The sequence below is a fragment of the Microbacterium sp. 3J1 genome (assembly GCF_001049495.1).
In the GTDB taxonomy this organism is placed as follows: Bacteria; Actinomycetota; Actinomycetes; order Actinomycetales; family Microbacteriaceae; genus Microbacterium.
Map to the genome: position 1 here is coordinate 130,796 of NZ_CDWI01000014.1, position 19,359 is coordinate 150,154.

The 19,359-nt window shown below is 68.7% G+C and carries 21 protein-coding genes; 12 read left to right on the forward strand and 9 right to left on the reverse strand.

The genetic code is table 11. The features are described from left to right. Nucleotides 1-87 precede the first annotated feature (87 nt). Complete coding sequence (locus BN2660_RS15010) at nt 88-1,326, forward strand: beta-ketoacyl-[acyl-carrier-protein] synthase family protein (RefSeq protein WP_091234086.1); 1,239 nt, start codon at nt 88-90, stop codon at nt 1,324-1,326. A gap of 67 nt (nt 1,327-1,393) precedes the next feature. Here BN2660_RS15010 and BN2660_RS15015 read toward each other — a convergent pair whose 3' ends face one another. Continuing rightward, nucleotides 1,394-2,053 (reverse strand): membrane protein YczE, encoded by a 660-nt coding sequence (locus BN2660_RS15015; protein WP_091234089.1) that lies wholly within the window; start codon nt 2,051-2,053, stop codon nt 1,394-1,396. 95 nt (nt 2,054-2,148) lie between these two features. Between BN2660_RS15015 and BN2660_RS15020 the strand changes: the two genes are divergently transcribed. Further along, on the forward strand, nt 2,149-3,552 hold the full coding sequence (locus tag BN2660_RS15020; protein WP_091234093.1) for an aminotransferase-like domain-containing protein: 1,404 nt from the start codon (nt 2,149-2,151) through the stop codon (nt 3,550-3,552). 138 nt (nt 3,553-3,690) lie between these two features. Here the strand turns inward: BN2660_RS15020 and BN2660_RS15025 are convergent, their stop codons facing one another. Together BN2660_RS15025 and BN2660_RS15030 are read right to left on the reverse strand one after the other, a co-directional pair. After that, nucleotides 3,691-4,194: a DUF3145 domain-containing protein gene (locus tag BN2660_RS15025; protein WP_091234096.1), complete on the reverse strand. Its 504-nt coding sequence runs from the start codon at nt 4,192-4,194 to the stop codon at nt 3,691-3,693. A gap of 190 nt (nt 4,195-4,384) precedes the next feature. Next, complete coding sequence (locus BN2660_RS15030; RefSeq protein ID WP_091234101.1) at nt 4,385-5,158, reverse strand: hypothetical protein; 774 nt, start codon at nt 5,156-5,158, stop codon at nt 4,385-4,387. 175 nt (nt 5,159-5,333) lie between these two features. Here BN2660_RS15030 and BN2660_RS15035 point away from each other — a divergent pair, with 175 nt between their 5' ends. Genes BN2660_RS15035 through BN2660_RS15045 form a run of 3 tightly spaced genes read left to right on the forward strand, consistent with a single transcriptional unit; the run spans nt 5,334 to nt 8,923 of the window. After that, the gene (locus BN2660_RS15035) at nt 5,334-7,337 is read left to right on the forward strand and encodes a DUF262 domain-containing protein (RefSeq protein ID WP_091234104.1); all 2,004 of its coding nucleotides are present in this window, start codon (nt 5,334-5,336) and stop codon (nt 7,335-7,337) included. 1 nt (nt 7,338) lies between these two features. Then, nucleotides 7,339-8,586: an alpha/beta fold hydrolase gene (locus BN2660_RS15040; protein WP_091234107.1), complete on the forward strand. Its 1,248-nt coding sequence runs from the start codon at nt 7,339-7,341 to the stop codon at nt 8,584-8,586. A gap of 55 nt (nt 8,587-8,641) precedes the next feature. Then, nucleotides 8,642-8,923, forward strand: coding sequence for a hypothetical protein (locus BN2660_RS15045; protein ID WP_091234110.1), 282 nt, complete (start codon nt 8,642-8,644; stop codon nt 8,921-8,923). 88 nt (nt 8,924-9,011) lie between these two features. Here BN2660_RS15045 and BN2660_RS15050 read toward each other — a convergent pair whose 3' ends face one another. From BN2660_RS15050 to glgA, 3 genes are all read right to left on the reverse strand, one after another. Next, a complete protein-coding gene (locus BN2660_RS15050; RefSeq protein WP_091234112.1) occupies nt 9,012-9,266 on the reverse strand; it encodes a type B 50S ribosomal protein L31 in 255 nt (84 codons plus the stop codon). 111 nt (nt 9,267-9,377) lie between these two features. Further along, on the reverse strand, nt 9,378-10,163 hold the full coding sequence (locus BN2660_RS15055) for an ABC transporter ATP-binding protein (protein WP_091234115.1): 786 nt from the start codon (nt 10,161-10,163) through the stop codon (nt 9,378-9,380). 17 nt (nt 10,164-10,180) lie between these two features. Next, nucleotides 10,181-11,365 carry a glycogen synthase gene (gene glgA / locus BN2660_RS15060; RefSeq protein ID WP_091234117.1) on the reverse strand — a complete coding sequence of 395 codons (1,185 nt, stop codon included), beginning with the start codon at nt 11,363-11,365 and terminating at the stop codon, nt 10,181-10,183. 69 nt (nt 11,366-11,434) lie between these two features. Between glgA and BN2660_RS15065 the strand changes: the two genes are divergently transcribed. From BN2660_RS15065 to BN2660_RS15075, 3 genes are read left to right on the forward strand one after another with little or no spacing between them, the layout of a single operon-like run. Next, complete coding sequence (locus tag BN2660_RS15065; protein ID WP_091234120.1) at nt 11,435-12,676, forward strand: glucose-1-phosphate adenylyltransferase; 1,242 nt, start codon at nt 11,435-11,437, stop codon at nt 12,674-12,676. Nucleotides 12,677-12,718: 42 nt separating this feature from the next. Further along, nucleotides 12,719-13,354 carry a phosphoserine phosphatase SerB gene (serB, locus tag BN2660_RS15070; protein ID WP_091234124.1) on the forward strand — a complete coding sequence of 212 codons (636 nt, stop codon included), beginning with the start codon at nt 12,719-12,721 and terminating at the stop codon, nt 13,352-13,354. Nucleotides 13,355-13,387: 33 nt separating this feature from the next. Beyond that, entirely contained in the window at nt 13,388-14,089 is a 702-nt protein-coding gene (locus tag BN2660_RS15075) for an alpha/beta fold hydrolase (RefSeq protein WP_091234127.1), read from the forward strand. Nucleotides 14,090-14,143: 54 nt separating this feature from the next. Here BN2660_RS15075 and BN2660_RS15080 read toward each other — a convergent pair whose 3' ends face one another. Beyond that, nucleotides 14,144-14,854, reverse strand: coding sequence for a beta-ketoacyl-ACP reductase (locus BN2660_RS15080; RefSeq protein WP_091234132.1), 711 nt, complete (start codon nt 14,852-14,854; stop codon nt 14,144-14,146). 137 nt (nt 14,855-14,991) lie between these two features. Here BN2660_RS15080 and BN2660_RS15085 point away from each other — a divergent pair, with 137 nt between their 5' ends. The 4 genes from BN2660_RS15085 to BN2660_RS15100 are packed head-to-tail and all read left to right on the forward strand — an operon-like array spanning nt 14,992 to nt 16,943. Next, nucleotides 14,992-15,531 (forward strand): DUF4190 domain-containing protein, encoded by a 540-nt coding sequence (locus tag BN2660_RS15085; protein WP_176697227.1) that lies wholly within the window; start codon nt 14,992-14,994, stop codon nt 15,529-15,531. 52 nt (nt 15,532-15,583) lie between these two features. Beyond that, a complete protein-coding gene (locus tag BN2660_RS15090; RefSeq protein WP_091234138.1) occupies nt 15,584-15,943 on the forward strand; it encodes a DUF3099 domain-containing protein in 360 nt (119 codons plus the stop codon). Then, nucleotides 15,940-16,134 carry a hypothetical protein gene (locus tag BN2660_RS15095; RefSeq protein ID WP_091234141.1) on the forward strand — a complete coding sequence of 65 codons (195 nt, stop codon included), beginning with the start codon at nt 15,940-15,942 and terminating at the stop codon, nt 16,132-16,134. Before BN2660_RS15090 ends, BN2660_RS15095 begins: the two co-directional genes overlap by 4 nt. Continuing rightward, nucleotides 16,131-16,943, forward strand: a complete 813-nt coding sequence (locus BN2660_RS15100; protein WP_091234144.1) for an SURF1 family cytochrome oxidase biogenesis protein — start codon at nt 16,131-16,133, stop codon at nt 16,941-16,943. Before BN2660_RS15095 ends, BN2660_RS15100 begins: the two co-directional genes overlap by 4 nt. A gap of 9 nt (nt 16,944-16,952) precedes the next feature. Here BN2660_RS15100 and BN2660_RS15105 read toward each other — a convergent pair whose 3' ends face one another. Beyond that, nucleotides 16,953-17,573, reverse strand: a complete 621-nt coding sequence (locus BN2660_RS15105) for a pyridoxamine 5'-phosphate oxidase family protein (RefSeq protein WP_091234148.1) — start codon at nt 17,571-17,573, stop codon at nt 16,953-16,955. Between the two features lie 49 nt (nt 17,574-17,622). After that, a complete protein-coding gene (locus tag BN2660_RS15110) occupies nt 17,623-19,221 on the reverse strand; it encodes an ABC-F family ATP-binding cassette domain-containing protein (protein WP_091234864.1) in 1,599 nt (532 codons plus the stop codon). Between the last annotated feature and the right edge of the window lie 138 nt (nt 19,222-19,359).

The window sequence follows — 19,359 nt, forward strand, 5'->3', positions numbered from 1 at the left end:
ACGCAGGATGCCACCCCCGCACCAGCGGGGCGTGGCATCCTCCGCCTTGCCCGCCTTCTGCTCGACCCGCCTGACAAGGAACCACACATGACCAAGCGCATCGTCGTCACCGGCATCGGCGCCACGTCCGCCATCGGCGGGACCGCCCCGGAGAACTGGGAGAACCTGCTCGCAGGGATGTCCGGCACCCGGACCCTCGAGCACGACTGGGTGCAGCAGTACGAGCTGCCCGTGACCTTCGCGGCCGAGGCGATCGTCCGCCCCGAAGAGGTCCTGCCTCGCCACGAGGCGAAGCGGCTCGACCCGTCGTCGCAGTTCGCCCTGATCGCCGCGCGTGAGGCCTGGGCAGACGCGGGCTCCCCCGAGGTCGCCCCCGAGCGCCTCGGCGTAGACTTCGCCACCGGCATCGGAGGCCTCTGGACCCTGCTCGACGCGTGGGACACGCTGCGTGAGAAGGGCCCCCGTCGCGTGATGCCCCTCACCGTGCCGATGCTGATGCCCAACGCCGCGGCCGGTAACCTGTCGCTGCAGTTCGAGGCTCGCGCCTACGCGCAGACCGTCGTGAGCGCCTGCGCCTCGAGCACCGAATCAGTCATCCACGCCTTCCACCACCTGCAGGAGGGTCTCGCCGACGTCGTCATCGCGGGCGGCACAGAATCCGCGATCCACCCGATCACGATGGCGTCGTTCGCCTCGGCGCAGGCGTTGTCCCGCCGCAACGACGACCCTGCGACCGCCTCGCGCCCCGGCGCGATCGATCGCGACGGCTTCGTGATGGGCGAGGGCGCTGCCGCGCTGATCCTCGAGACCGAGGAGCACGCCAAGGCCCGCGGCGCCAAGATCTACGGCTACGTCCTCGGCGGCGGCGTGACAGCCGACGCGTACCACATCACGGGCAACGACCCCGAGGGCAACGGCGCCGCGCGCGCCGTCACCCAGGCTCTCGCCGAGGCCGGGGTCACTCCCGATCAGGTGACGCACATCAACGCGCACGCCACGTCGACCCCGGTCGGCGATCCCAACGAGTACGTGGCGCTGAAGAAGGTCTTCGGCGACCGGATCGACGAGATCCCCGTCTCGGCGACCAAGGCATCGACCGGACACCTGCTCGGTGGCACCGGTGCCCTCGAGGCGATCTTCTCGCTCCTCGCGATCCGCGACCGCGTGGCGCCCCCCACCATCAACATGACCGAGCCCGACCCGGCCGTGCCGTTCCGCCTCTCCGGCGAGCCCACGCCCCTCGGTGACGGCCCGCAGATCGCGATCAGCAACTCGTTCGGCTTCGGCGGCCACAACGCCGTCGCCGTGTTCGCGAGCGCCGACTGACCGGCATCCGCTGCATGAGAACGGCCCCCGGAGCGATCCGGGGGCCGTTCTCATGTGCGGGGGCGAGTCACGCGATTCGCGACAGCTGACGGGAGCGCACCGCACGCATCCGTGTCGCCCAGGGAAGGAACCAGCCGATGAGCGGTCCGACCCCGAACGCGAACAGCACGGTGCCGACGCCGACCGGGCCGCCGAGGAGGAAGCCGATCACCAGGACACTCCCCTCGAGAAGAGTGCGGACGACCCACACGCGCCACCCCGTGCGTGCGACGAGACCCGTCATGAGCCCGTCGCGGGGGCCGGGACCGAAGTCCGCGGCGATGTACAGGCCGGTCGCGAAGGCGAGCAGCAGCAGTCCGGCGACGAACATCGGAGCACCCACCCACACCGAGGGAGGCGCGGGGATGAGCAGGAGAGCGATGTCGGCGCTCGGTCCCACGAGCAGCGCGTTGAGCGCGGTGCCGATCCCCAGACGCTGCCGCAGCGGGATCCACAGGAGCAGCACCACGATGGAGACGAGGACGGTGACCGAGCCGTAGCCGATGCCGGTGCTTCTCGACACCCCGAGCGCGAGCACGTCCCACGGTGCGACGCCGATGCCGCCACGCACCATCAGACCGAGCGCGACGCCGTAGAGGAAGAGCCCGATGAGAAGCTGGCCGACGCGCTCGACGAGGTCGCGACGACCGGTCGAGGCGATCGGGAGGAAGACGGAGCGGAGCTGCATATCTCTATCGTGGACCAGTGCCGCGGCGGCGGAGAAAGTCCACTCCAGGAGAAGTGGCCTGATGCGTTCAGGCCACTTTGCGGCATGCTGGATGCATGACCTCGCGACTCGTCGAACAGCTCGGCGCCGAGAACGTCGCCGGAGCGACCGCGGCGGCCCTCGCCGGACACATCCGTGCCCTGATCCTCGACGGCCGTCTGACGGTCGGAGAGCGCCTGCCGAGCGAGCGCGCCCTCGCCGTCGAGCTGCGCAGATCGCGCTCGACCATGACGAGGACATACAGCCTTCTCGAGTCCGACGGGTTCGTCACCCGAGTGCACGGCGGAAGCACGCGGGTGGCGCTCCCCCACTCGCCGCACGCCGCGGCCGGAAGCGACGACGGAACGGCGATCGACCTCTCCATCGCGTCGATGGATTCGACACCCGGCCTCTACGACGCGACCGTGCGCTCGCTTCCCCGCCTCGCCGCCCTGCGCGGCACGAGCGGATACTCCTTGCGAGGGCTCCCCGAGCTGCGCGCTGCCGTCGCGCAGCGGTTCACCGAGCGCGGCGTCGAGACGGATGCCGACGAGATCATCATCACTTCGGGCGCCCTGAACGCCGTCAACCTCATACTCGCGACGATCGGGCGCCGTGGCGCCGGAGCTCTCGTCGAACAGCCGACCTTTCCGCACGCGCTGGAGGCGTTCCACCGGCACGGGTATCGTCTCGTGCCCACCCCGGTCGATGTCGACGGCTGGGACGAGCGACATGTCACGGACACCCTGCTGCGCACTCGCCCGCATGCCGCCTATCTGATCCCCGACTTCCACAATCCGACGGGCGCGACACTCCCCGACTCGGAGCGCGCCAGGATCGCGACCACCGCCCGGAGTGTCGGAACCCACGTGCTCGTCGACGAGACGACGGCCGAACTCGATATCGATCGCGGATGGACGCCCTTGCCGATGGCGGCGTTCAGCCCTGAGATCATCACTGTCGGATCGATGTCGAAGATCGCCTGGGGCGGGTTGCGGATCGGCTGGATCCGCGCCGACCGGTCGCTGATCGCGCGGCTCCTCGCCGTGCGCCCCTCGTTCGAGCTCGGCACGGCGCTGCTCGAGCAGTGCATCGCCGTCGAACTGCTGCAGGACATGCCGGCACTCACCGCGCACGTCACCCGCAGGCTCCGAGCAGGTCGTGCGGCCGTCGCTGCCGGGCTCGACGGGCTCGACGGCGTCGAGATGTCGCCCACGAACGGCGGACTCTCCACGTGGCTCGACCTGGGGGCGCCCGTCTCCACCGCGCTGTCGCTCGCCGCGCGAGATCGTCAGCTGCTCCTGCCCCCTGGTCCCCGATTCTCCACCGGCGGGGTCCTCGAACGACGGATGCGCGTCCCGATCACGCTGCCACCGGAGCGCACGACCGAGGCCATGACCCGCCTCCGTCTCGCGTGGGACGACGTGCATTCGGGCGGCGCCGCGCGACCCGCAGAGGTCTCCCACGCCGCCGTCATCTGACAGACGAGGACCCCGTCCCTGATCCCAGGGGCGGGGTCCTCGTCGTGTGGAGCGGGGATTCGCCTTCTCAGCGTCCGGGATCGCTCACCGGCATCCGATACTCGCGCCTTCCCGCTCCAGGTCTCGTGGCGGCTCCGGCTAGCCGACCTTGTGCAGCCACACGACGCGCGCATCGTCGCTCGCGTGACGGAACGGCTCCAGCTCCTCGTCCCACGCCGAGCCGAGGGCCACGTCGAGTTCGCGCTGCAGCTCGGTGGCGCTGCCGGCCGCGATCTCCATCGCGTAGCGGATCCTGTCCTCACCGACGACGATGTTGCCGGCGGCATCCGTCTGCGCGTAGTGGATGCCGAGGTCCGGCGTGTGCAGCCACCGACCGCCGTCACTTCTCGGCGTCGGATCCTCGGTGACCTCGAAGCGCAGGTGCTCCCAGCCGCGGATGGACGTCGCGAGCGCGGCACCCGTGCCCACGGGGCCATCCCAGTAGAACTCAGCGCGTCTCGAGCCCTCGAGCACCGGCTGATCGGTCCAGTCGAAGTTCACCGCACGCCCGATGGCGCGTCCTACCGCCCATTCCAGGTGCGGGCAGAGCGCGCGAGGCGCAGAGTGGATGAACACCACTCCGCGTGCGTAAGCCGTCGCCATGATCTCTCCGTTTCATCAGGTGCGTCTTCCCCAACGACCTGAACCACGAGAACTGGCGAGAATATGCGGTTGTGCGCCCATTCTCGCCCAGACCAGGCGAAATCACAAGCGTGTGATCACGCACGAAGAAGGCCCCGGTCGGATCGACCGGGGCCTTCGGACCGTCAGGCGGTCAGGCGTACGACGAGGATCAGGCCTCGCTCATCGCCTGCTTGACCTGCTGACCCTTGGCGGCGTAGTACGCGGCGCGGGCCTCGTCACGACGAGCCTGCTCGGCGTAGCCGGCCTCCAGCACGTCCTGCGGAACCTCGACGTTCGGAACGTCCTGGGTGCCGTGGTACTTCTCGATGTACGCGTCGAGCTCGGGACCGGAGGTCCACGACGTGATGAGGCAGTACCGGGGGTCGGTGCCGACGTGCGTCGCCGCGTGCCACAGACGCTGTGTGTCCACGATGAGCTGTGCGCCCGCAGGCAGGGCGATGCGGTACTCGATGCTGGGGTCGGTGCGGTTCTCGCGCAGGACGAAGAAGCTGTCCTTGTCGTCCGTGAGGTTGAAGAACCCGCGGACGACCCAGCCGGTGCCATCGGGGTTCAGACGGTTGTTGTCGTCCTGGTGGAGGTTGTACAGGCATTCGCCGTACGGGGTCGGCTGCAGCTCGATGACGCGGCAGCGCCCCACATTCGCGCCCGGCTCCTGGGCGCGGCGCGTCAGGTTCGGCGCCTTCGCGGTCTGCGAATCGATCCAGACGCCGTCCTTGTCGGTGCGCGGCGGCTTGTGGTTCCAGAAGCCGTTGCACTCGATCTCGCCCTTGGCGCTCGCGAGCGGAGCGAAGCGGGTGTCACCCGACGACTTCCAGTCGTTGTACTCGATGTCGAGCCACTCCTTGGGGTCGAGCTCCTGGTTGTAGCTGTCGAGAACGACGAATCCCTTGTCCTCGAGAGCCTTCGACTTGATGTATCCCATGATCTAGGTCATGTCCCTTCATCGGGGGCCAGCACGTTTTAACAGGCCCTGATAAGGCAAGCCTAACAGCGCGGTCGAGGAGCGCCTCGGAGGGTCGCCGGGAATAAGCGAATAGACTGATCCGGGCGCCTGGCGACTCCGGGTGCCGGGCGGTACGGGAGGACGAGACACCAGCATGGGCACTGCGACCAACGTCGAGGCGACAGCTGTCAACACGATCGAATGGCTCGCTCAGGACTCCACCACCATCGTCGTTCCGGTGTACCAGCGGCAGTACCGGTGGGACATCGGCGGATGCGAGCAGCTGCTCTCCGACGTTCGCGCGGTGGCCCGGCAGGATGCCTCCCATCGCCACTTCATCGGCTCGATCCTGTCGGCGGCGGACGACTCGGATGCGGACACCGACCTCGTCCTCATCGACGGCCAGCAGCGCCTCACGACGCTCATGCTCCTCGTCGCGGCTCTCCGACATGCCGTCCAGGGCTCGGATCCCGCACTCGCCGCCGAGCTCGACCGTGTGCTCGTCCGGCCGGACGACCCGAGCCGCACCAAGCTGCGTCCGCACGACGCCTGGGCCGACCTCTACGAGTCCGTCGTCCTCGCGCGCGACGACCACGGAGATCGCGAGTCCCGATTCGACGACAACTACGCCTTCTTCCGCAGCCAGGTGCACGCCGACGAGGCGCCGCTGATCTGGAGCGGACTGCAGAAGCTCGAGCACGTGTCGATCACTCTGGGAGCAGAGGCGAACGCGCAGCAGATCTTCGAGAGCCTGAACTCCACGGGCGAGCCGCTGCGCGACCACGAGCTCATCCACAACTACATCCTCATGGGGCTCACCCACGGCGAGCAGCTCGACGTCGAGGCGCGGTTCTGGCTGCCGATCGAGCAGCACACGGGTGAGGCCATCGGCGCCTTCTGGCGCCATTACCTCGTCATGACGACGGGTCGCGAGGTCGCGGCGAACGGCGAGCACGGGGTGTACAGCGCGTTCCGGCAGTCGTTCCCCCGCGTGGACGTCGGGCGGCTGCAGGCGGATGCCGAGGTCTGGCGGCATTACGCCGAGATCTACGGCATCCTGCTCGACCCCTCGCTCGAGCCGGACGCGGAGATCTCCCGTCAGCTCGGCCACGTGAACACGTTCGGCCGCGCGGCATACCCGCTGGTCCTCAGCGTGTACAGCGACCACCTCCGCGGGCTGATCACGCGCGAGGAGCTGATCGAGACCCTCGAGTGGATCCAGGCGATGTATCTGCGGCGCACGCTCGTGAACCTGCCCAACGAGCGACTCGTCGCGAGGCTCTGTCGCGCTCGGCGCAACGGGCGGGACGCACTGGCGCGCGCCTTCGCCCGCATCACACCGTCGGACGAGCGCGTCAGCGCGGTGCTCAAGTACAGCGAGCTCCCGCATCCGGCCTACGTGCTCGCGCGGCTCGAGGGCGTCGACGATGCGACCGACCTCGACGTCGAGCACATCGTGCCCGTGGTCCCGGCCGACCACTGGTCGGGCGGCGGCGACCGCACCTGGCTCGAATACACCGACGACGAGCGCAACGCCCACCGTGCGCTCGCTCCCACCCTCGGCAACCTCACGCTCCTCGAGCAGGGCCTCGCCGAGCGCGTGTTCGGCGAGTCCTTCCCCACGAAACGCGACCGCGCCTACGCCCGCAGCACGGTGGCCGAGACGCGCGCACTCACGGCGACCGAGACCTGGGGCACAGCGGCGATCTCTGCCCGGACCGTGCGCCTGACGACCGACCTTCTGCGGATCTGGGCGCGCCCCGCGCTGCCCGAGATCGACGACGACGGACTCACGCCGATCCTCGACGCCGTGCGCCGCCGTGGCTGGCCGGCGGGCTGGGAGCGCGAGTTCGAGTACGTCGAGTACCGCGGCGAGCGATGGGAGGTCTACGACGTCAGGCACCTCTTCAACCGTGTGTTCCGTCGCGCGTGGACCGACACCCGGGATGCCGCGATCGCGTACTGCGCCGCGCACGGCGGACCGATCTACGACGAGATGGCCTGGAACGGACACTGGGATCAGCTCGACGAGACGCACCACCTCTACATGGGCTGGGACTCGAACTACATGATGAATGCGGTGCAGGGCATCGCGCTCGAGTCCGACATCGCCTCAGAGGTCTTCGTGAAGTACTCCTATATCGGGAATGTGATGTGACATGACGACCACGATCCGCCGCCTGCTCGACCTGACGATCGAAGAGCACACCCTCACGGTGCCGCTCGTCTGGGACGATCCCGCCGACACCCGCACCATCGACATCTTCGCCCGTGTGATCGCGCGGGACGGCGGGGAGAGACTGCCCTTCCTGGTCTATCTGCAGGGCGGGCCCGGCCACGAGGCTCCGCGGCCGTTCCACAGCTCGACCTCACCGGCGTGGCTCGACGAGGCGTTGGCGCACTATCGCGTCGTCATGCTCGACCAGCGCGGAACGGGGCTCTCCTCCCCCGTCGGAGACGCCGACCTCGCACGCGGCTCCGAGGCGGTCGCCGAGCACCTCACGCACCTCCGTGCCGACGCGATCGTCCGCGACTGCGAGGCCATGCGACAGCACCTGAGCGCCGAGACCTGGAGTGTGCTGGGCCAGTCGTTCGGAGGATTCACGACGCTCGCGTACCTCTCGACCGACGCCGACTCCCTGGCCGACGTCTTCATCACAGGCGGACTGAGTGCCGTCGGTCGGCACCCCGACGACGTGTACGCCCTCTGCTACGACAAGATGCGTGTGGCGTCCGAACGCTACTACCGCCGCTTCCCGGAGCACAGAGACGTCATGCGGCGCCTCGTCGACCTCGCGGACGCGGGCGAGATCGTCCTGCCGGACGGCGAGGTCGTCTCACCGTCGCGGCTGCGCTCCGCCGGATCCGCCCTCGGCACCAACGAGGGCTGGCAGACCCTGTGGTCGCTGCTGGAGCGGGATCCCTCATCGAACGCGTTCCGCTACGACCTGATGGCCGCGATGCCCTATGGCGGCCGCAACCCGCTGTACTTCGCCTTCCACGAGTCGAGCTACGCCGACGGCCACGCGACGAGATGGTCGGCCGAGCGCACGGAGCCCGAGGACTTCCGCTCCGACGTGACGCTGTTCACCGGCGAGCACATCCGGCGGGAGTGGACGGAGACCGTGCCGGCGTTCCAGCCCTGGCGCGACGTCACCCTTGCGCTCGCGGAGTTCGAATGGCCGCGCACCTACGACCAGGTGGCCATCGCCGCCTCGGGGGCCACGGGAGCCGCAGCGGTGTACGCCGACGATGTCTACGTGCCGCTGGAGTTCTCGCTCGAGACCGCCCGCCTCCTGCCCGGAGTGCAGCTGTGGGTGACGAGCGAGCACGAGCACAACGGCCTGCGGTCCGGCCCGGTGCTGACGCACCTCATCGACCTCGCCCACGGTCGCCGGATCCGCTGAGGATCCTCCTCCGGGTGGATGCCGGACTCCGGCGCGCACGTCTAGCCTGGAACGCATGACCGAGGCTCTGGGCATGCTCCTGACGATCGCGATCCTCCTCGTGGTGGCGATCGCCGTCATCGTCGTGATCGTCGCCGTGTACTCGAGGATGCCGCTCGAGAAGAAGTACGAGAGCGCCGGCGGGGGTCTCGGCGGATCGTTCGAAGCGGTGTGGATGCCGTCTGCCCACGAGGCCGGCATGGAGCGCGATCGTCAGACGAAGCGCACCGCGCCTGCACCGTCGCCCGGCGATCCGCCGAGCCGGATCGACGGGGATCGAATCACCATCGATCTCTGATCGACCTCCGGCGCGGAGCCTCGCGTTCCCGCCGCAGACGACGAAGGCCCCGGTTCCGAGGAACCGGGGCCTTCGTGCGCGGATGTCGTTACTTGGATCCGCCGAAGCCCTTGAAGCGCTGGTTGAACTTCTCGACGCGGCCGGCCGAGTCCATGATGCGCTGCTTGCCCGTGTAGAACGGGTGCGAGGCCGAGGAGATCTCGACGTCGATGACGGGGTACTCCACGCCGTCGAGCTCGATCGTCTTGTCGCTCGTGACGGTCGAACGGGTGAGGAACGTCTCTCCCGAGCCGAGGTCGCGGAACACGACAGCCTTGTAGTCGGGGTGAATGTCAGTCTTCATGGGATTCCTTAGTTGCTGCCCTGGATTGTGCCAGGGACGAGGGAAGTCTGCGGCGCAGAGAGCACCAAGGGTCCATTCTACCAGCACTTCGACCGGCTCGGCGACCTGGGATCAGGAGGCTGCGCGGGCCGCGTAGCGTCCGTCCTCGCTGCTGAGCGAGATCGGCATGCCGAACGTCTGACCGAGCGCATCCGCGGTGAGCGTCTCCGCGATGGGTCCGGCTGCGACGACCCGGCCCTCGCGCATCAGCAGCACGTGCGTGAAGCCGACGGGGATCTCCTCGACGTGATGCGTGACCATGAGCATGGCAGGGGTCGTCGGCGACGAGGCGTAGCCGCTCAGCAGAGCGAGCAGCTCCTCACGCGATCCGAGGTCGAGCGAGGCCGTGGGCTCGTCGAGGAGCAGCAGCTCCGGATCGGTCATCACCGCGCGGGCGATCTGGACCCGCTTCTGCTCGCCGTCGCTGAGGGTGCCGAACGTGCGGTCGGCGAGGTGGTCGAGGCGCCAGTCCCCGAGCACACGGAGCGCGCGGCGCTCGTCGATGTCCTCGTAGCTCTCGTTCCAGCGCCCGAGCACCGAGAACGCGGCCGTCAGCACGGTGTTGAGGACGGTCTCGTCGCGCGGCACGCGCTTGGCCATCGCCGAGGACGCGAAGCCGATGCGCGGGCGCACCTCGAACACATCCGTCCGCCCCAGGGTCTCCCCCAGCACGGTCACGGTCCCGGAGGTCGGGTGCATCAGCGTGTCGGCGAGCTGCAGCAGGGTGGTCTTGCCCGCACCGTTGGGTCCGAGGATCACCCACCGCTGATCGTCGTCTACCTGCCAGGTCACGCCATCGATGATGTTGCGGCCTTCGCGGCGCACGACGACGTCGGTGAATTGCAGAGCGGTCGGCATGCAATCAGCCTATCGGCTCACTCGGCGAGCTCCGCGTACAGCGCGCGGGTGGTGTCGGCGATCGCGCCCCAGCTGAACTCGTCCCGTGCGCGCTCCCGCCCCGCCTCACCGTATTCGCGCGCCTTCTCGGGGTCCGAGACGACCTCGGTGAGCACTCGGGCCAGATCCGCGACGTACCGCTCGGGGTCCACCGGCGTGCCGGTTCCGTCCTGCACCTGCTCGATCGGCACGAGGCGTCCGGTCACACCGTCCGCCACGACCTCGGGAATGCCGCCGGTCGCGGTGCCGACGACGGCCGCGCCGCATGCCATCGCCTCGAGGTTCACGATGCCGAGGGGCTCGTAGACAGACGGGCACACGAACGTCGTCGCGGCCGCGAGGATCGTCGACAGCTCGTCGCGCGGCAGCATCCGGTCGATCCAGATGACGCCCTCGCGTGTCTGCTGGAGCAGCTTCATGCCCTCCTGCACCTCGGCCAGGATCTCGGGGGTGTCCGGCGCGCCCGCGCAGAGGATCAGCTGGACCTCGGGCGGGAGCAGCCGCGCCGCCTGGAGCAGATAGGGCAGACCCTTCTGCCTCGTGATCCGCCCGACGAAGACGACCGACGGTCGGGACGGATCCATTCCCACGGATGCGAGGAACTCGCGGTTCTGCACCGGACGCCAGCGCTCGACGTCGATGCCGTTGTGGATGACGCGGACCCGAGCGGGGTCGACGGACGGATAGCTGCGCAGGATGTCGGCCCGCATTCCCGCGCTCACGGCGATGACGGCCGCGGCGTTCTCGTACGCGAGCTTCTCGATGCCGCTGGAGACGGCGTAGCCGCCGCCGAGCTGCTCGGCCTTCCAGGGGCGCAGCGGCTCGAGGCTGTGCGCCGTCAGCACATGAGGGATGCCGTGGAGCTGCGACGCGAGGTGCCCGGCGAAGTTCGCGTACCAGGTGTGGCTGTGCACGATGTCGGCCTCGGAGATCGCCGCGACGATCTCGAGATCGGTGCCCAGGGTCTGCAACGCGGCATTGGCGGAGGCGAGTCCGGAGGGCGTGCGGTACGCGAACGTGCCCGGCTCCTCGCGCTCCGCACCGAAGGCCCTGACCTGTACATCGATATTCTGCCGCAGCGCCGCGACGAGCTCGGCGACGTGCACTCCCGCGCCTCCGTAGATCTCTGGCGGGTATTCCTTCGTGATCATTTCGACGCGCATGCCTAGACGCTAGTGACTCGGTTGTCCAGATGCTAGTTACCCGAGCCGCGCGGCATCTATGGTGGGTGCATGTCCGCACCAAAGAAGATCTTCGGCATCATCCTCGCCGGCGGCGAGGGCAAGCGACTCATGCCCCTCACAGCCGACCGCGCAAAACCTGCGGTGCCCTTCGGCGGACAGTACCGGTTGATCGATTTCGCCATCTCGAACCTCATCAACTCCGGCCTGCGCCAGATCGTCGTGCTCACGCAGTACAAGTCGCACAGCCTCGACCGTCACATCTCCCAGACATGGCGGATGTCCGCGCTCCTCGACTCGTACGTCGCGTCGGTGCCCGCGCAGCAGCGACTCGGCAAGCGCTGGTTCTCCGGCTCGGCCGACGCGATCCTGCAGAGCCTCAACCTCATCAACGACGAGAAGCCCGACATCGTCGTCGTCATCGGTGCCGACCACGTGTACCGCATGGACTTCCGGCAGATGCTCGAGGCGCACATCGAATCCGGGGCGAAGGCGACCGTCGCCGGCATCCGTCAGCCGATCGCGATGGCCTCGCAGTTCGGCGTCATCGACGCCGACACCGAGACCGGGCGCATCAAGCAGTTCCTCGAGAAGCCGACCGACGCGACGGGTCTCGACGACGCACCGCACGAGGTGCTCGCGTCGATGGGCAACTACATCTTCGACGCGGATGCCCTCATCGCGGCCGTCGAGGCAGACGGCGAGTCGCCGACCTCGGGGCACGACATGGGCGGCGACATCGTCCCGTACTTCGTAGACCGCGGTGAGGCCGGCTACTACGACATGAAACAGAACGACGTGCCCGGCTCCTCGCCGCGGGATCGCTCGTACTGGCGCGACGTGGGTACCATCGACTCGTTCTTCGACGCCCACCGGGATCTGATCTCGACCCTGCCGATCTTCAACCTGTACAACATGGAGTGGCCGATCCACTCCCAGGCGGTGAATTCGCCGCCCGCGAAGTTCGTCCGCGATTCGGTGGGCCGCATCGGCAACGCGATCGACTCGATCGTCTCGCTGGGATCCGTGCTCTCGGGCACCCATCTCGAACGCAGCGTCGTGGGTCCCTGGACGCTGGCCGGCGGCGGATCCACCATCACGGACTCCGTCGTGTTCGACCACGTCCAGGTCGGCGCCGGTTCGCGAGTGCATCGGGCGATCCTGGACAAGAACGTCGTCCTCGCCGACGGTGCGACCGTGGGTGTCGACCGCGAACGCGACCTGCAACGAGGGTTCACGGTCACGGACTCCGGCATCACCGTGGTCGGCAAGGGCGTCTTCATCGAGCGCTGACCGGCGTCCGGCGGGCGGAGCGGCTGTCGGTAGGCTCGGAGCGTGACCTCTGCGCGTTTCCTCGTCGTCCTCGATGCCGATTCCACCCTCATCCGCAACGAGGTGATCGAGCTCATCGCCGACGAGGCCGGTCGCCGTGAAGAGGTGCAGGCGGCGACCGAAGCCGCCATGAGGGGCGAGGTCGACTTCGCCGCCAGCCTCCGCTCCCGGGTGGCCGCCCTGCAGGGCGTGCCGGTGTCGCGCTTCTCGCGGGTGCTCGATCGCATCGAGCCGACTCCGGGGGTCCACCGGCTCACCGAGGCCGTCCACGCGCGCGGCGGGGTCGTCGGCGTCGTGTCCGGGGGCTTCCACGAGATCCTCGACCACATCGCTCCAGACCTCGGGGTCGACCGCTGGCGCGCGAACCGCCTGGCGGTCGTCGATGAGGCGCTGTCGGGTCACGTCGAGGGGGACATCGTGGACGCCGCGGCGAAGGCCTCGGCGCTGCAGGAGTGGGCCGACGAGCTCGGGGTCCGCCGCAACGCCACCATCGCGATCGGAGACGGTGCCAACGACCTGCAGATGATGGCCGTCGCCGGTCTGGGCCTCGCGTTCAACGCCAAGCCCGCCGTACGCGCCGCCGCGAGCCTCGTGATCGGCCCGCAGGACCTCTCGGAGGTCATCCCGCTGCTGCCGTAGCGAATGTCGGTGGCCCGGTCTATCGTCGGGCCCATGGACATCATCCTCATCCCCGGACTCTGGCTCGACGCTTCCAGCTGGGGCGAGGTGACCACCGCTCTCGAACAGGCCGGGCACACGGTGCATCCGCTCACGATGCCGGGAGTCGGAGCCCCGGCACCGGAGTCGTCCGGTATCGGCATGTCCGCCTGGGTGGAGGCGGCGGTCGCAGCCGTCGACGCTGTCGGGGGTCCGGTCGTGGTGGTCGGTCACAGCGGCGGGGGCAATGTCGCATGGGGCGTCGCCGACGCACGGCCGGCGACCGTGTCACGGGTCGTCTTCGTCGACACCGTCGCCCCGCCCAGCGGCTTCGGCATCGGCGAGTTCGACGATGTCGACGGCGTCGTGCCCTTCCCCGGGTGGGACTTCTTCCCCGCAGAGGAGGTACGTGACCTCGACGACGAGACCCGCGCCCGCACCGCACCGCTCACCCGCAGCGTGCCCGCTCGTGTGCCCGCCGACCAGATCGAGCTCCGAGACGCGGCGCGCCACCGGGTGCCCGTGACCTTCCTCATGGGCTCGTACGATCAGGAGACCCTCGAGTCCGAGCTCGCGGAGTGGGGGCCTTACGCCGATGAGTACCGGGCGATCGACGACGTCGAAGTCGTCCGGATGGGCTCCGGGCACTGGCCGCAGTTCTCCATGCCACAGCGCCTCGCCGACCTGATCGACGCGGCGGTCACCCGCCGACGCTGAACCCCGCGCCCGGACTCGACGATCGCGGCGACCCGCCAGTGCCGCGCTCGAGCGTCAGTGGCCCATGCCGAGGCCGCCGTCGACCGGGATCACCGCTCCCGAGATGTAGCCCGACTCGTCGCTCGCGAGCCAGGTCACGACACCCGCGACCTCGTCGGGAGTGGCGAAGCGCCCGGCGGGGATGCTCGCCTTGTACTGCTTCTGCGTTTCCTCGGGAAGCTCGGCCGTCATGTCGGTCTCGATGAATCCGGGCGCGACGACGTTCGCGGTGATGCCGCGACCGCCGAGCTCGCGCGTCAATGACCGGGCGAACCCGACCAGAGCGCTCTTCGACGCCGAGTAGTTGACCTGTCCGGCGGACCCGTAGAGACCGACCACGCTCGAGATGAGGATGACCCGGCCGAAGCGCGCACGGAGCATGCCCTTGGACGCTCGCTTGACCACGCGGAAGGTGCCGCCCAGGTTCGTCGCGACGACGCTGTCGAAGTCGTCTTCACTCATCCGCAGCAGCAGCGTGTCCTTCGTGATGCCGGCGTTGGCCACCACGATCTCCACCGGCCCGAGCTGCTGCTCCACCTCGGTGAACGCCGCGTCGAGCGCCGCCGCATCCGTCACATCCGCGCGAACGGTCAGCGTCCCCTCGGGGCCCTCTCCGCTGCGCGCAGTGACGGCGACGCGATAGCCGTCACGGACGAAGCGCTCGGCGATCGCTCGGCCGATTCCACGGTTGCCTCCGGTGACGAGGACGACGCGCTGAGAACTCATTTCCACTCCAGATCTGGCCGCAGAGGGTCGTCGGCCGAGTCGACAACGATCCTATCGATGATGGTCAGAGCACCACCTCGGACGTTTGACAGAAGCGGATGCGACTGGAACGCTGTAGCCGACGAAAGGGCGCCACCGTGAGCGACAACAGCATCCCCTCTCCCACGGGTGATCAGCAGCCGATGCCTCCGGCCCCACCTGCGTACCCCGGCGCCGTGCCCCCGCAGCCCACACAGGCCTACCCCGGTGCCGTCCCGTCCGTCGCTCCGGCGCCGCCCGCGTACGGCGCACCCGAGCCGCGGTCGCCCTACGGCGCCGTCCGCGACCAGAACGGCGCGTATCCGATCTATGCAAGCGCGCCGCTCTACCCCGCTGCGCGTCCGGCGAGCGGCCTCGCGATCACGTCCCTGGTCTGCGGCATCGCCGGTGTGGTGTTCGGCACATTCCTCTTCTGGCTGGTCCTGCCGTTCCTCGCCTCCGTCGTCGCGATCATCACCGGACACCTGGCGCTGCGTCGGACGAAGGCCGATCCGACGGTCGGCGGTCGCGGCCTCGCGTTCGCCGGACTGATCATGGGCTACGTCATGGTCGCGATCCAGCTGATCATCCTGGCGATCGTCCTGTTCAGCTTCCTCTTCGTCGGCGCCTTCTCCCTGCCGTTCATCTTCAGCTCCTGAACCGGCGATATCGCGTGCCGGTGCATCCGGACCGGCGTAGGCTTGAGTAATCGTGAAGAACAAGGGTCTGGTTCCTGCCGTCACCTCCCTGCCGCAGTCGCCGCAGGCCGAGGCAGACCACCGTGTGCGCCGCTATGCGATCACGATGACGATCCGCATCGTCTGCTTCGCTCTCATGATGTTCGTGCAGCCCTACGGCTGGTACACCTGGGTCTTCGCCCTCGCTGCCGCCGTGCTCCCCTACATCGCCGTGGTGTTCGCCAACGCCGGCAGCGACAGCACCGAGACGACCGCGGAGTCCCCCGCGCAGCAGATCGACGCGCCTGCGACACTCGCTCCTCAGGACACGAGCCCTCTGGACGACGGGCCGCAGATCTTCACGATCCGCGAGAGCGGCCAGGATCGCGCGTGAGCGAACTGGAGTGCTCGCGGGCCGGATGCCGGAACGCGGCCACCGCCCGAGTGGTGTGGCGCAACCCTCGCATCCATGCGGTCGATCGCGAGAAGATCTGGCTCGCCTGCTCCGAGCACGTCGACTTCCTGCGTGATTACCTCGCAGCGCGGGACTTCCCGGTGACGGTGCGCGACGGGGTTCCCTCGTGAGCGCTCGGCTGACGCGATGGAGCGTGTACGTGCTGATCGCCATCGGGTTCGCGGTCGGCTGCGCCTTCCTCTCGAACTGGCAGTTCGAGCGGAATGAGCACCGTGCCGAGCAGATCGCGCTGGTCGAGAAGAACTACGACGCCGACCCCGTGCCCTTGGACGAGTTGATCGGAAGCGACGGAGAGCTCGACCCCGAGGACGTCTGGCACCCTGTCGTCCTCACAGGCGAGTACCTCGCCGACGACGAGCTGCTGGTGCGCAACCGCCCGCACGGCGGAACCAGCGCGTTCGAGGTCCTCGTGCCCTTCCGCGACTCCGACGGGCGCGTCATCGTCGTCGACCGAGGTTGGGTGCCGCCGGGCGACGGCGAATCACCCGATGCCGTTCCCGCCCCTCCCCGCGGAGAGGTCGAGGTCATCGTGCGCCTGCGGCCCGGCGAGCAGGCTCCCGCATCGGGTCGCGGAGCTCCCGAAGGACAGGTGCCCACGATCAACCTTCCAGCGATCGCCGAACTGGTCGGCGGAGACGTCCTCACGAGCGCGTACGGTCAGATCGTGAGCGAGAGCCCCGCCGGGGACGGCTCCCTCGGGACGTTCGACTCCCCCACCGATGACCCGGGCCCGCACCTGTCGTATGCGATCCAGTGGATCCTGTTCGCGCTGATGGGCTTCATCTTCATCGGGTACATCATCCGCACGGAGATCGCGAAGCACCGCGAGGAGCTCGAAGGCGCTCCCGCCCCGGTGAAGAGGTCTCGACGGCGAGACAGCGACGCCGACGTCGAAGACGAACTGCTCGACGCCCGCTGAGGCCACCGCTCACGCGCGAGCCTCTTCCTCCATCCGGTCAGCCGCTCGGCCGCTGATCGTCCGGGACCACCGGTCGCCGGCGGCTTCGTAGACGAGACGAGTGTGTCGCCGATCGGTCTCGCCCTGCCAGAACTCGACACGGGAGGGAACGATCCGCCAGAGCACCCAGTCCCCCTCGGCGATGCCTGCCTGTGCGGACGCCGAGCGAGCCGCGAGGTCAGCAGCGCTCTCCTCGGGCGTCGCCTCCTCGACCCGACCGCGCACGCGGACCGCGCGGACCTGCGGCTGCCACCAGAAGTTGAGAGCAGCCGCCGGCGCGACAGCGAGCTGAGCGCCCTTGCGCGACGATCTCGTGCTGGCGAACGCCCACCCGCGTGCGTCGATCCGTTTCAGGATGAGTGTGCGCGCATCGGGGATCCCGTCGGCATCGACCGTCGCCAGGGTCACGGTCTGCGGTTCGGCCACGCCTGCATCGGCTGCGTCGCGCAACCATTCGGCGAAGAGAGCCGCCGGGTCATCCGGCACCTCTCGGACGTCCCACGTCGGGGCCACTCCTGTGAGGGCATGCCGCCCTCGCAGCCACTCGTTGAGCGGAGAGAGGTCGAGGTCCGAGTCGTCGCCATGGGTCACGCTCTCGACTATGCCACCCCCTCGCACAGTGGCATACGTCGCGTGCCGGTTACGCCAGCTCGATGAGGTCCTGGTACTCCTGGCTCCAGATGTCCTCGACGCCGTCCGGGAGGATCAGCACGCGCTCGGGGTTGAGGGATTGCACCGCACCAGGGTCGTGCGAGACCAGGACCACGGCGCCCTCGTAGTGAGCGAGCGCGCCGAGGATCTCCTCGCGCGACGCCGGGTCGAGGTTGTTGGTCGGCTCGTCGAGCAGCAGCATGTTGGCCGACGACACGACGAGAGTCGCGAGCGAGAGGCGGGTCTTCTCGCCGCCCGACAGGACTCCCGCCGGCTTCAGGACGTCGTCGCCGGTGAACAGGAACGAGCCGAGCACCTTGCGGGCCTCGGTCTCGGTGATGTGCGGCGCGGCCGAGACCATGTTCTCGAGCACCGAACGATTCACGTCGAGGTTCTCGTGCTCCTGCGCGTAGTACCCGACCTTGAGTCCATGTCCTGGTTCGAGCTGGCCGGTGTCGGGCTTGTCGACGCCGGCGAGCATCCGCAGGAGTGTCGTCTTGCCTGCACCGTTGAGTCCGAGCACGACCACCTTCGACCCGCGGTCGATCGCGAGGTCGACGTCGGTGAAGATCTCGAGCGAGCCGTACGACTTCGAGAGTCCGGTCGCCATCATCGGCGTCTTCCCGCACGGCGCCGGCTTCGGGAAGCGCAGCTTCGCCACGCGGTCCTCCTGCCGGACCTCGTCGAGCCCCGCGAGGAGCTTCTCGGCGCGGGCGATCATCTGGTGCGCTGCCGCGGCCTTCGAGGCCTTGGCGCCGAAGCGGGCGGCCTGCTGCTGCAGCGTGGTCGCCTTCTTCTCGGCGTTCGCGCGCTCCTTCTTGCGGCGCTCCTCGTCGGCGACCCGCTGACGCAGGTAGTTCTTCCAGTTCATGTTGTAGGTGTCGATGATCTGGCGGTTCGCGTCGAGGTAGAACACGCGGTTGACCGTCTCGCCGACGAGCTCGACGTCGTGGCTGATCACGATCAGCCCGCCCTTGTAGTTCTTGAGGAACTCGCGCAGCCACACCACACTGTCGGCATCGAGGTGGTTGGTCGGCTCGTCGAGGATCATGGTCTCGGCGTCGGAGAAGAGGATGCGGGCCAGCTCGATGCGGCGGCGCTGACCGCCGGAGAGCGTCGACAGGGGCTGATCGAGGATGCGGTCGGGAAGCGAGAGGTTGTTGGCGATCGAGGCCGCCTCGGCCTCGGCCGCGTAACCGCCCTGCGCCTCGAACTGCTCGGTGAGGCGCGCATAGCGCTTCATGGCCTTCTCCGCGACCGCGGGGTCCTCCGACCCCATCGCCAGCGAGGCCTCGGTCATACCGAGGTTCAGCTGCCCCAGGCCGCGCGCGTCGAGGATCCGCGTACGTGCGAGGTCCTCCGGGTTGCCGGACCGCGGGTCCTGCGGAAGATAGCCGAGCTCACCCGAGCGGGTCACGCTGCCGCCGGACGGCAGGACGTCTCCGGCGAGCACCTTCGTCAACGTGGTCTTGCCCGCGCCGTTGCGCCCGACCAGACCGATCTTGTCGCCGTCGCTGACGCGGAACGACACGTTCTCCATCAGGAGGCGTGCGCCCACGCGGATCTCGAGTTCGTGCACGGCAAGCACAGCAGGACGTCCGTTCATTCAAAAGGGAGAGCGGCCGATCGGCCAGCCTCCCAGTATAGAACGCCCGGCTGGGCGTCCCGGCGGTCTCCGCTCAGGATGCCGCCGGCCCCCGATCTACCTCTGCGGGTGGATGCGGTC